Source organism: Hyphomonas polymorpha PS728, assembly GCF_000685315.1.
Lineage (GTDB): Bacteria > Pseudomonadota > Alphaproteobacteria > Caulobacterales > Hyphomonadaceae > Hyphomonas > Hyphomonas polymorpha.
Map to the genome: position 1 here is coordinate 22,764 of NZ_ARYM01000024.1, position 11,708 is coordinate 34,471.

At 64.2% G+C, this 11,708-nt stretch carries 14 protein-coding genes; 8 read left to right on the plus strand and 6 right to left on the minus strand.

Translation table 11 applies throughout. The features are described 5' to 3' along the window. The first annotated feature begins 68 nt into the window (after positions 1 to 68). From HPO_RS19950 to HPO_RS20890, 4 genes are read left to right on the plus strand one after another with little or no spacing between them, the layout of a single operon-like run. Positions 69 to 2,372 carry a S8 family serine peptidase gene (locus tag HPO_RS19950; protein WP_162174059.1) on the plus strand — a complete coding sequence of 768 codons (2,304 nt, stop codon included), beginning with the start codon at positions 69 to 71 and terminating at the stop codon, positions 2,370 to 2,372. Further along, a complete protein-coding gene (locus HPO_RS16355; protein WP_035601178.1) occupies positions 2,373 to 3,038 on the plus strand; it encodes a hypothetical protein in 666 nt (221 codons plus the stop codon). Then, positions 3,035 to 3,700 (plus strand): hypothetical protein, encoded by a 666-nt coding sequence (locus HPO_RS19955; RefSeq protein ID WP_051612703.1) that lies wholly within the window; start codon positions 3,035 to 3,037, stop codon positions 3,698 to 3,700. Before HPO_RS16355 ends, HPO_RS19955 begins: the two co-directional genes overlap by 4 nt. Continuing rightward, positions 3,700 to 4,878, plus strand: coding sequence for a M23 family metallopeptidase (locus HPO_RS20890; protein WP_206742177.1), 1,179 nt, complete (start codon positions 3,700 to 3,702; stop codon positions 4,876 to 4,878). Before HPO_RS19955 ends, HPO_RS20890 begins: the two co-directional genes overlap by 1 nt. Before the next feature lie 62 nt (positions 4,879 to 4,940). Here the strand turns inward: HPO_RS20890 and HPO_RS16370 are convergent, their stop codons facing one another. Next, on the minus strand, positions 4,941 to 5,285 hold the full coding sequence (locus tag HPO_RS16370; RefSeq protein WP_035601180.1) for a P-II family nitrogen regulator: 345 nt from the start codon (positions 5,283 to 5,285) through the stop codon (positions 4,941 to 4,943). Between the two features lie 63 nt (positions 5,286 to 5,348). After that, entirely contained in the window at positions 5,349 to 6,092 is a 744-nt protein-coding gene (locus HPO_RS16375; protein ID WP_035601183.1) for a class I SAM-dependent methyltransferase, read from the minus strand. 56 nt (positions 6,093 to 6,148) lie between these two features. On the opposite strand from HPO_RS16375, the gene gloB reads away from it, so the two are divergent. Beyond that, complete coding sequence (gloB, locus tag HPO_RS16380; protein WP_035601185.1) at positions 6,149 to 6,919, plus strand: hydroxyacylglutathione hydrolase; 771 nt, start codon at positions 6,149 to 6,151, stop codon at positions 6,917 to 6,919. Then, the gene (locus HPO_RS16385; RefSeq protein WP_035601188.1) at positions 6,919 to 7,368 is read left to right on the plus strand and encodes a cupin domain-containing protein; all 450 of its coding nucleotides are present in this window, start codon (positions 6,919 to 6,921) and stop codon (positions 7,366 to 7,368) included. Before gloB ends, HPO_RS16385 begins: the two co-directional genes overlap by 1 nt. Before the next feature lie 112 nt (positions 7,369 to 7,480). Here the strand turns inward: HPO_RS16385 and phbB are convergent, their stop codons facing one another. Continuing rightward, positions 7,481 to 8,206, minus strand: coding sequence for an acetoacetyl-CoA reductase (gene phbB, locus HPO_RS16390; protein WP_035601191.1), 726 nt, complete (start codon positions 8,204 to 8,206; stop codon positions 7,481 to 7,483). A 157-nt stretch (positions 8,207 to 8,363) separates the two neighbouring features. Between phbB and phaR the strand changes: the two genes are divergently transcribed. Then, entirely contained in the window at positions 8,364 to 8,963 is a 600-nt protein-coding gene (gene phaR / locus HPO_RS16395; RefSeq protein ID WP_035601193.1) for a polyhydroxyalkanoate synthesis repressor PhaR, read from the plus strand. 22 nt (positions 8,964 to 8,985) lie between these two features. On the opposite strand, the gene HPO_RS16400 is transcribed toward phaR, so the two are convergent. Both HPO_RS16400 and HPO_RS16405 read right to left on the minus strand, forming a co-directional pair. Next, on the minus strand, positions 8,986 to 9,456 hold the full coding sequence (locus HPO_RS16400) for a hypothetical protein (RefSeq protein WP_035601268.1): 471 nt from the start codon (positions 9,454 to 9,456) through the stop codon (positions 8,986 to 8,988). Between the two features lie 219 nt (positions 9,457 to 9,675). Then, on the minus strand, positions 9,676 to 10,059 hold the full coding sequence (locus HPO_RS16405; RefSeq protein WP_035601195.1) for a DUF983 domain-containing protein: 384 nt from the start codon (positions 10,057 to 10,059) through the stop codon (positions 9,676 to 9,678). A gap of 123 nt (positions 10,060 to 10,182) precedes the next feature. Here HPO_RS16405 and HPO_RS16410 point away from each other — a divergent pair, with 123 nt between their 5' ends. Beyond that, positions 10,183 to 11,124 (plus strand): prephenate/arogenate dehydrogenase family protein, encoded by a 942-nt coding sequence (locus HPO_RS16410; RefSeq protein ID WP_035601198.1) that lies wholly within the window; start codon positions 10,183 to 10,185, stop codon positions 11,122 to 11,124. Between the two features lie 4 nt (positions 11,125 to 11,128). On the opposite strand, the gene HPO_RS16415 is transcribed toward HPO_RS16410, so the two are convergent. Further along, on the minus strand, positions 11,129 to 11,701 hold the full coding sequence (locus HPO_RS16415; protein ID WP_051612705.1) for an ActR/PrrA/RegA family redox response regulator transcription factor: 573 nt from the start codon (positions 11,699 to 11,701) through the stop codon (positions 11,129 to 11,131). Between the last annotated feature and the right edge of the window lie 7 nt (positions 11,702 to 11,708).

Below are 11,708 nucleotides of genomic sequence, written 5' to 3' on the forward strand. Positions count from 1 at the left end.
ATAATCTCAACACAGCGTTAACCTATGGAGCTGGGGCGTTCATTGGCAACCGCATGGGGATATCCGGTATGTTGAAACACTACACAGCGAGGACTGCGCGCGCTGCAATCGCGATGGCTCTCGGTGGCGCGGCGCTGCTGGCGGCGTGTGACCAGATCGATACCCGCATTGAGCGGGCACGGGAGATTGCGGACGCTTCGGTGGACCAGATCAATGGCGAAACCGTCATCGACCCCACCTATCGCAATCTTGAGCGCGCAGCCCCGGCAGACCGGGCCCTTGCAGGCACCGTGATTGCGCAATTTGCCGTAGACGATGAAGAGCGCCCGATGTTCGCCATCGGCTCGATCATTGCCAAGCCGCTCGATATTCCGGCTTCCGGGCCCGTCGAAATTCCCGACGACGCCGCTATGATCGAAGAAGAACTCGAATATTTCGACAGCCCGGAAGGGGAGGCGATGCTGGAAGCAGGAGAGCCCCCTGCCGCCGCGCCCGCTCCGCCCGCCGCCGAAGCGCCTGTCACTCGCGAGATTCTCGCCGAACCTGCCCAGGTGATGCCCAGGATCAAGCTGGATCCGCGCGCGGCCCAGGAAAGCCGTCAGGAAATCGCCGAAGCGGGCCGCAACATCGAGCAGTTTGCCCTCAAGGACGACACCCAGCGCCTGCAGATGCGCCGCCTGTCGCAGGACGATCTCAAGGCCATGGCGCCGGAGGAGCGTGTGGAAGTGCGCAAGATTGCCCGCCGCGCGCCGGTCGCCCGTGAAGTTGTCCAGAAACAGCTCGACGCCAACGCGGTCATGCTCGACACGATGACCAGATATGGCGTCGGCGGCGAGGTGGCGCTGTCGCGGCAGGGGCAGATGGTCATCCAGATCGGGGCGGATGGCGCCAATCCGACCCAGTTCCGCGGCCGCAATGGCCCCGCCGATTTCCTGGCCCGCGCCGAAGCCGCTGAGTGTCCGGACAATCCGGATGCGGCGGTTATCCGCGAAGACCTCGCCGTGGCCACCGCCTGCGTGGTGCGGGATCTGCGCGCCTCGGGCCAGTTCGAATATGTCGAGCCTGACTTCATCTTCCAGAACCAGTTTGCCCGCAAACCGAAGGACATGCCGGTCGGAACGCCAGGGGAAACCAAGACGGGCTCAAACGGCTCCACCGCAACGCCGGCAAAACCGGCGGTCTCCGATCCGAATGATCCGCTCTGGGCCCTGCAATGGCATTTCCGCGACAAGGGAACGGCAGAGGGCCGCACCGCCGGTGGCGCCGGCTTCGAGAGCTTCTGGAAAAGTCAGGGCATCACCGGCTCGGACGGCATTGTTGTCGCGGTCGTGGATACCGGCCTGCAGATGAACCATCCCGACATTGCCGGTTCGCCCAACATCATGCCGGGTTATGACATGGTCTCCGATCCGCGCATGGGCAATGACGGGGATGGACGCGACACAGACCCCAATGATCCGGGCGACCTTTGCGACCCCACCAAACCCGGCGCCGCTGACAGCTTCCATGGCACGCACGTCGCCGGCACCATCGGCGCGGCCGCGACCAATAACGGAGCCGGCGTCGCGGGCGGCGCGTGGGACGTGCGCATCGTACCGGTGCGCGCGCTGGGTAAATGCGGCGGCCGCCTGTCGGATATCAACGACGCCATCCGCTGGGCCGCTGGCCTGGTTCCGGCCGAAGTTTCTGACGAAAACAATGTCTGGACCGAAGTCTGGAACGAAAACCCGGCAGACATCATCAACCTGTCGATCGGCCTTCTGGGCACCTGCCCGGCCTCGCTGCAGGATGCGATCGACTCCGTCACCGAGGCCGGTGTGATCGTTGTTTCTGCGGCCGGCAATGCGCGGATGGCCACCAGCCTTTATGCGCCGGCCGGCTGCCGGAATGTCGTGACGGTTGCAGCCAGCGATGCACGGGGCCAGATCGCGCCCTATTCGAATTTCGGGCCTGAAGTGATGGTGCTCGCCCCGGGCGGTGACCTGACGCGGGACGATAATGGCGACGGCAAGCCTGACGGCGTGCTCTCCACCAAGGCGGCCACCAACTGCTACGATCCGGTCACCGGCGCAGGCGTTGAAAACTGCTTCTACGCCTATGAGCAGGGCACCAGCATGGCGGCGCCGCATGTCTCGGCCGCTCTGGCGCTTCTCAAGGCGCGGGATCCTGGCGCCAGCCGGGAGGATATCATCAGCACGCTGAGAGCGGCGCTGGAGCCGCGAGAAAGCCTGCAATGTGCGGGCCTCTGCAGCCAGTATCCCGGCGCCGCGCCGATTGAAGGCAGTCCGGACATGTGCGCGCGCCCCTGCGGGCAGGGGCTGCTGAACATGGCCAATGTACCGGTCAAGGCGACAGGTGGGGGTGGCCGCTAGATGGCGTGGTCACTTCCTCTGGATGTGCGCGGTCCGCTCGGCGTGCTCGGCATCGGCCTTCTGGCCGGTGCTGCCGGCCTTGCCATTGTCGGCGTGCGCACGGGAGAGGAAACCGGCAATGGGGCAGTCGCCGCCGGGCCTGCTGCCGTTGACGGGCAGGCCCTGTCAGAGGATGACCCGCCCAGCCCGCTGCCCCCGTCTCTGGATCCGCCGCCGGGGCGCCCCGCCCTGATCATAGATCCGGAACCAGCGCCCCTGCCGCCGGACGAACCTGAGGAAGAGGCCGTCCCGCTCGTTCCGCAGGTCACCATCCAGCAGCAAGGCAGTGGCAGCGGCGTTCTCCCCGCCCGCGCCGGCACGGCGGAAGTCGTCTTCATCGTCCGCCTCAAGGGCGTGCCGGAGGTCGACACCATCACCCGCAATTTCAAGCGGGATCCCGCCGCCGCCCAGGCCGCCTGGCTGGAACTGACCACCCGCATCCCGGTGCTGGCGGAGTTCGAGCTTTCCGGCGCCAGCTATTCCGGCGAACTCCGCCTCTCGCGGCGCCTGGCCGAGGCGACGCCCGAGGCCATCAAGCAGGTGCAGGAACGCCTCCTCGCCATTGAGGGCGTGGCCTATGCCGATCCAGATTATGTCGCCCACCCCGGCCAGAAGGACAAACCATGAGCCTCATCCGTCTCCAGATCGTTTCCCTCATGCTGGCTGCCAGCGCTGTGCTTGCCGGCTGCGACCAGATCCGTCTTCCGGGCGCCAGCGGCAATACCGGCGCAGAGCCCAAGGCCGGTGAAGAAATTCTTCCTCCGGGAACGGAAGAAGACCAGACGCCCGGCGAGGTCGAATTGCCGGTCCGCCCGGAATCAACCGCGGCCGACAGTGCCATTGACTGGGAAGCGGCCCGCCGGGATCTCGCCGCCCGCCCGATCGAAACGCGGGAAGGGGCCTTCCAGGTTGCTTCCGGGGAGGCTGCCCCGCCCGTGCCGGTTTTCCTGCCATCGGCGCCGGTCTCGGTACAGAGCGGGGAAGCCGATGTCCGCTTCCAGCCGATGAGCGATGGCTATTACGCCTTCTTCCCCGGCGACAAGTACGACACCATCGTCAATGGCACCAACAAGGTGGTCGCCGCTCCGGGTGAAGAGGTTGCCCCGCGCGGGGACGCGCTGAATTTCCAGCCCACCACCACCGGCGCGCAGGTGTCCTTCTCGAGGTATGGCGCAGACTATCTGGTAGAGTTTGAATGCAAGGAGCTGACGAATGGCCTGCCCACCTGCATCACGCAGGATGAGGCGCTGGCCTTTGCAACGGATCTGGTGATTTCGGGGACCCGCTGATGCTGAAAGCACGTTTATCTGCCGCCGGATTATCGGCGCTCTTGTTGCTGCTGGGGGCGTGCGATTTTGTGCGCTTCCCCGGGGATGGCGGCCCGCCGCCGCAAACGCCTGAGCCTGGCCCGGCCATTCCGCCGGGCGCGCCGGGCCCCCCGCCGCCCGAGCCTGGCGAAGACCCCTGGGCGCTTCCCCCGCTGGAGGAAGACACCACACCGGAGCCTGAGCCCGTTGATGGCACGGCGCCGGAGGAGGCAGAGCCCAATCCGGAAATGCCCGTAGACGGAACACCTGGCGAGGAAATCCCCTCCGGTGAAACGCCGCCGGATGATCAACAGACGCCCGGCCCCGCAGATCCCGCAACGCCCGATCCGGAACCTGAACCTCAGCCCCAGCCCCAGCCCCAGCCCCAGCCGGAGCCAGAGCCCGAACCTGAGCCTCAACCCGTGGTCCAGCCGGTGTTCAGCTTCCATCCCCCCGGCGCGCTGCTGGCGGGCACGGGTGGCGGCTTCCCTGAACAGATCGTGCATGCGCCGAACATGGTCTTCCCGATCAAGTCGGCCCCGGCCTATCTCCAGTCACAGGTCTTCATGTATGGCGGCGGCGTTGCGGGCGGAGACCAGTGCGACGCGCGCAACTACGCCTATCCCTGGCGGGACAATTTCTGCGAAACCCGCTCGGCCAATCGCGGCTCGCCCTTCTGCCCGGTGAACAAGATCCATCAGGGACAGGACATTCGCGTCGGCACGGCGGCAGATTGCAACACCCTGCGCCGCCAGAGCGCAGCGGCGCGCGGCATTCACGAAGTGGTCGCTGTCGAGGATGGCGTCATTTCCTCCATCGGTACGTACACGGTCAAACTCCGCAGCGAGGGCAGCATCTACAACTACATGCACCTCAATATGAGCCGCCTCTCCGTCACGGCCGGGCAGTTCGTCAAGGCGGGCGATCTGATCGGTTATGTCTCGAATGATTTCGGCGGCACGCCCACCACCATCCACCTGCATTTCGAGATCACCCAGAACACCGCCGGCAATGGCTGGGTGCATGTACCGCCCTATCTCTCGCTGGTGAAGGCGTATGAACGCCGCGAGAGTGGCCCCGGTGAGCAGCTTGAGCCAGAAATCGGCGTTGCCTCTGCCCCCGACTGGATCATCCCCGAGGGCTACGAAATCATCGAATAGAACGAAGAAGGGCGGCTGATGAGGCCGCCCTTTTCAAATCTGCCATCTGTTGGAGGTGGGCCTCAGCCCGAAATCGCCTGCTCGTCGCGTTCGCCGGTGCGGATGCGCAGGATCGCTTCCAGGTCATGGACGAAGATTTTTCCGTCGCCGATCGTGCCGGTATTGGCCGCCTGCGTGATCGCTTCGATGAAGCGCTCCACATCGGCGTCGGCGCAGGCCAGTTCCACTTTCACCTTGGGCAGCAGGCGCACTTCATATTCGGCGCCGCGATAAACTTCCGTCTTGCCCTGCTGGCGGCCATAGCCGCGCACTTCGGTCACGGTCAGGCCGGTGGCGCCGGCTTCGGAAATCGCCTCGATAACCGCGTCCAGACGGCTCGGTTTGAAGACTGCAGTGATCTGTTTCATGGCGGTATTCCTGTCTGACGGGCGGATGCTGCACATGCGAAGGTAATCAACATGACGGTCTCGTCAATGTTCTTCACGCCTTGCCGCACGGGCAGGGCGCGCAATTCTCACCTGATCGGTCACCGGCGCGGCGGTACCGCTGCGCGGCGGGGCATAGAGGCGCTTGACCGCTTCGATCAGAACCACCCCGCCCATGCCCGGCGCGATCAGCCGGCCCATCGCTTCCCAACCCTCAGCGGCGGAGGTCACAAGGCCAAGATCGGTCGGCGGCATGTAGAGCGCCCCGGAAGAGGCCGTCACCTGAAACAGGCCGGTGGACAGCAGATTGGACAGCTGGCTGCGTGTCCAGGGGCGGCCATGGCCAAAGGGCGTGCGCGTGGCGCGCGACCAGAGGCCGGAGCGGTTGGCCGCCGTCAGCACGATGCGGCCTTCCGGCGCCGTCACGCGCCATATCTCGCGCAGATAGGCGCGCGGATCGCCGGTTTCTTCCAGGCCATGCAGGATGATCACGCGGTCAAACAGCCCGTCGGGGAAGGGCAGGCGCGGATCGCCCACCGCCACGGTGGCGTTCCCCCGGCCCGAACAGTCCCAGCTGACAGGCCCATGTTCCAGCGGCACGGCGGCAATCATCCGGCGCGGCCCGTGGGTGAAGGCATCCAGCACCGGCAGCGCATAGCCAAGCCCCAGAACAGACAGGCCCTTGGCGTCGCCCCACAGATCGGTCAGCTTGCCCGTCAGAATGCGCGCGGCCGCCTTGCCCAGGTCGGAGGCGTAAAAGCGTTCAAGGGTGACGGCGTCCTGTCGCATCGTTATGGCTTGCAGCGCGTTCCTGTAATCGCGGGCCTGTTTGCGGAGGTAGACCCATGAGTGTTCTGATCGAAATACACCAGTTTCCCTGCCTGAACGATAATTACGGTTATCTGGTGCACGAACCCGGCTCAGGCGCCACCATCGCGATTGATACACCCGATGCGGACGTGTACCTCGCCGAAGCCGAAAAGATGGGCTGGCAGATCAGCGAGATCTGGAACACCCATTGGCATCCCGATCATGCCGGCGGCAACCTCAAGATCAAGGAAGTCACCGGCTGCCGCATCATCGGTCCGGCGGGCGAAGCTGACAAGATACCGGGCATCGACAAGCGCCTGAAGGGCGGCGACCGCGTGGAACTGGGGGCTGCAACGGCTACCGTCATCGATGTGCCGGGCCACACGCTGGGCCATATCGCCTTCCATTTCCCCGATCAGGACGTGGCCTTCGTGGGCGATGCTGTCTTCGCCCTCGGCTGCGGCCGGGTGTTTGAGGGCACGATGGAGATGATGTGGGAAAGCCTGAAGCGCATCAAGAAACTGCCGAAAAAGACCCGGCTCTACTGCGCCCATGAATACACGGCTTCGAACGCGAAATTCGCGGTCACGATCGAGCCGGAAAACAAGGCGCTGAAAGAATATGTCGCCTGGATCGAGAAGCGCCGGGCCGAAGGCAAGCCGACTGTGCCCGCGCTGCTGGAGCGGGAGCTGGAGACAAATCCCTTCCTGCGGGCCGATCTTCCCGAAATGCAGCTTGCCATGGGCCATGCCGGCAATGCGGCGGCCACTTTCGGTGAGATCCGCGGGCGCAAGGATCGCTTCTGATGCGGCCCGCCATCTCCGGCGATCTTGGTCCGAACGAAATCATCCGGATGCTCGGCCTTCGGCCTCATCCGGAAGGGGGCCATTACGGCGAAACCTATCGCGCTGTGGCGGAAGCGGGCGCCCGAACTAATTTGACAGCCATCTACTATCTTCTCCAGGCTGACGAGATTTCGGCCTGGCACCGGGTGGACGCAGATGAGGCCTGGCTCTGGCATGCCGGTGGCCCGCTCGCCCTCACCCTCTCTCCGCCAGACGGGAAGGGCGCCGCCAGCGTCACCCTCGGGCCGGACCTGCGCGCGGGTCAGCGCCCTCAGGCCATTGTTCCGGCTGGGCACTGGCAGACCGCCGAGACGCTTGGCGCCTGGACGCTGGTGTCCTGCCTCGTCGCGCCGGGGTTTGAATTTTCCGGCTTCACGATGGCCCCGCCGGGCTGGCGGCCAGACGTCTGAAGGCGGGCCTTCAGACGCAAAAAACTCCAACGGCGTTGGAGTTTTCTGCCCTCTTGTTGGAGGAATGGTTGGAGTTTTCGGAGGGCTTATCCACGGGATAAGCCCTGCCCTGTCAGCCGGCGATATATTGCGCGCCATTGACCGTCATGGTCGCCCCGTTGATGAAGGCGGCCTCGTCGGAGGCAAGGTAGGCGCACATCGAGGCGATCTCTTCGGCCTTGCCGAGACGGCCCACGGGGATGGTTGCGATGATCCCCTGCAGCACTTCGGGCTTCACTGCCTGCAGCATCTCGGTATCGATATAGCCGGGCGCTACTACGTTGGCCGTAATGCCTTTTTTGGCGCCTTCATAGGCCAGCGCCTTGGTAAAGCCGATCAGGCCGGCCTTGGCGGCAGAATAGTTGGCCTGCGTGAACTGCCCTTTCTGGCCGTTGATCGAGGAGATGTTGATCACCCGGCCCCAATTGCGGTCGCGCATCCCGTCCCACACCTGCCGGGTTACGTTGAAGGCGGAGGTCAGGTCTACATTGATCACTTCCTGCCACTGGGCCAGCGTCATCTTGTGGAACGGCGCGTCCCGCGTGATCCCGGCATTGTTGACCAGCACGTCAACCGGCCCGAGATCGGCTTCAATCGCCTTCAGCCCGGCGCCTACGGCCTCATAGTCGGCCACGTCGAACTTGTAGACCTTGATGCCCGCTTCGCGGGAAAATTCGGCCGCCGCCGCGTCATTGCCGCCATAATTTGCGGCCACCGTATATCCCTTGGCCTTCAGCATTTCGCTGATTGCCTTGCCGATGCCGCGCGTCCCGCCGGTCACCAGAGCCGTTTTCGCCATGGTCTTGTCTCCTCCCGATTGTCTCGTTCAGATTACACTCGCCTAGAAGCGGGTCTCACATCAATAGCGCATTGGTCTTGCGAGGGTTCTGTGCAAATATTTTGCACTAGCACAATAATTGCTTGCTCCATTGCAGGGCATCGCGCGAGGTGAGGACATGGCCAGACAATCAGGCTCAGGCGGGCCGATCATCATAAAGAAGTATGCCAACCGGCGTCTCTATGACACGTCGACGTCTTCCTATGTCACTTTGGAACACCTGTCTGATCTTGTCCGGGAAGGTCAGGAATTCGAAGTACGCGATGCCAAGACCGGCGAAGACCTGACCCGCCAGGTGCTGACGCAGATCATTTTCGAGCATGAAACCAAGGGGCAGGGTGCCCTGCCGCTGAATTTCCTGCGCCAGCTGATCGGCTTTTACGGCGGCGGCGCGCAGGCCTATCTGCCGTCTTTCCTGGAAATGTCGATGAACAGCTTTGCCCAGGCCCAGAAAGAATGGCGCAAGGCGGCCAACCCGATGAGCCTTTTCGAGGCTCAGACGCGCCGCAACATGGCGATGTTTGAGCAGGCGATGAAAATGTTCATGCCCGGCGTTGCGCCCGGCAGCGCAGCAACCGGCGCCGCAGATCCGCGCCCGTCTGCCGCGCAGCCGCCCGCCAACCCGTTCATGGAATATCAGGCCGAAGCCCTTGCTGCGATGCAGGAGCAGATGGAAGCCATCCAGAAGCAGCTGGCCGACCTGTCCCGCAAGGAATAAGGCCGGCCTGCCAAAGCTCGCCTCAGACGTCGCCTGCCACGCCGAAGTCCCGGCGTGCCGAGACGATGGTGACGATCACGCCTGCCAGAACATCCAGCAACGTCATCGCCGTCAGGATGAAGAAGGTTGAGGTGGCGAAGTTCGGCATCAGCAGGAACTGCACCAGGCAGAGGATGAAGATCAGCAGCGAGATGCCATGATTGACGATCGTGGCAGTGCCGGTGCTGGTGGATTTCAGGATTTCCAGGAACAGGAAGATCACGGCGAGGAGGACAATCGCGTCCCCCTTGGTCAGCACCCATTCCACGCCGGAAATCATCGGCAGGCCCAGGAAGCGCTCGTTCAGCAGGTTGGCCATCGGCGCGGCCTGCGCCTGAAGCAGCTGGCCGCTGGCATCGATCGCCTGAACCGGGCCCCCGAAAGCCATCGCCATGAGATTGTAGAGCACGACGGGAATGACCAGCAGCGGAAAGATGCCGAAGATTAGTCGCATGAATGACCCCTGTTTTTGAGTTTCGCCATTGCCTGCGCGACGTTTCTGGTCGCGCTCCATCTTGGCAACGGCCGCCCCCGCTAATGCGATTCTCGTGTCCTTAGAGGCCTTGCCTGCCACGTCCACCCTCGCAATGACGATTGCGTTTACCAACCCTGTCTACCGTATCGCAGCGGGGGTGGCGAGGGGCTTTGAGAGGCCGCTCTTAAAGCGGCAGCTTCAGGGATTTCTGGGTGGCTTGTCGAAGCTCGCTTCCTGGGCCTTGTGGTGCAGCTGCAGATTGAGCAGCACGCCTTTTGCTACCGGAAGCAGCCAGAGGCAGAGCAGGGTCACCGCAACGCCCACACCGATCATCGCCAGGATCTTGAGGCCCACCGGCAGCGGGCTCATCGGCACCAGGAACAGGAACGGGGCCATCAGGATCAGCACCCCGAAGCCGACGAAGAAGGCCGGCCCGTCCGCCGTGTCGGCAGCCGTCATGTCCCTTCCGCAATGCGGGCAGGCGTCATTGAGCTTAAGATACCCCTTGAACAGCTTGCCCTCGCCGCAGGCGCCGCAGCGTTGGCGAATTCCGGAGAGGATGGGTGTCTGTTTGTGTTCCATGCCCGGTATTTAGGCATGCGATCTTGCGAAAGCCCCGTGACAAACGCCCGCGCCTCCTCTTGACGCGGGCAGGCGCATTGCCCACGAGTGCGCCGGTTTCAACGCCCTCCGGGAGCTTCCTTCATGTCCGACCCTGTCTTCAGCCGCATCGCCATCATCGGTGTGGGCCTCATCGGCTCCTCGATTGCGCGGGCCGCGGCTGAATATCGCGCGGCAGGGGAGGTGGTCCTCTATGATGCAAGCCCCGATGTCCGCGCCCGTGCCGGCGCGCTCGGCCTCGGCACCGTAGCGCCGACGCTGGAGGCGGCCGTCTCGGACGCGGACTGCGTCATCGTCTGCGTTCCGGTGGGCGCAATTGGCGCTGTGGCCGCCGGGGCCGTGCCCTGCATGAAGTATGGCGCCATTCTTACCGATGTCGGCTCGGTCAAGAGTGAGGCGGCCCGCGCGCTGCACGGGGCTGGCGATGGCCGCATCCATGTCATTCCCGGACACCCGATTGCCGGCACCGAGCAGTCGGGACCGGAAGCCGGCTTCCCGACACTGTTTCGCGGGGCCTGGCATATCCTGACGCCGCTTTCCGGGCAGGATGAAGCCTACCAGACCGCCACCGATCAGCTGGCCGCCTTCTGGACACGGCTCGGCGCAAAGGTGGAGGCGATGGACGCCGGCCGGCATGACCGCGTTCTGGCAATCACCTCCCACCTGCCTCACCTGATCGCCTTCAACATCGTCACCACCGCCTTTGACCTTGAATCGGTCGAGCAGGGCGAGGTGGTGAAATATTCGGCCGGCGGCTTCCGGGACTTTACCCGGATCGCCGCGTCAGATCCGGTGATGTGGCGGGACGTATTCCTCAACAACAAGGAAGCCGTGCTCGAATGCCTCGGGCGCTTTTCCGAGGATCTCGCCGCTCTGCAGCGGGCGATCCGCTGGGACGATGGGGATACGCTGATCCGCGAATTCACGCGCGCGCGCTCCATCCGCAAGGCGATCATCGATGCAGGCCAGGATTCCAGCGCGGTGAACTTCGGGCGGAATACGCCGGAGCCCGAAGAACAGGCTTAGGCGCCTATTTCGGCGCGCGCTTGGCCAGGATGCGCTGCAGCGTGCGGCGGTGCATGTTGAGGCGGCGCGCGGTTTCCGAAACGTTGTGGTTACACAGCTCATAGACGCGCTGGATATGCTCCCAGCGCACCCGGTCAGCCGACATCGGGTTCTCGGGCGGCGCCGGGCGCTCGTCCTGCGTGGCGGTCAGCGAGCGGATAATGTCTTCCACATCGGCAGGTTTGGAGAGGTAATCGACCGCGCCGGCCTTCACGGCGGCCACGGCGGTAGCGATGGCGCCATAGCCGGTGAGGATCACGGCGCGCGCTTCCGGGCGGTGTTTCTGCAGCACTTCCACCACTTCCAGGCCGCTGCCATCTTCCAGGCGCAGGTCCAGAACCGCGAAGGCAGGCGGGTTCAGGCGGGCAATGTCCTTGCCTTCCGACACGTTGGTGACGGCGGAAACGACAAAGCCGCGCTGGGCCAGCGCGCGGGCAAGGCGCTGCACAAACGGGCCGTCATCGTCCATCACAAGGCAGGATTTATCCTCCACGCCTTCCAGGCTCGGATGCAGGTTCACGACAGCGGGGCGTTCCATGCGCTCT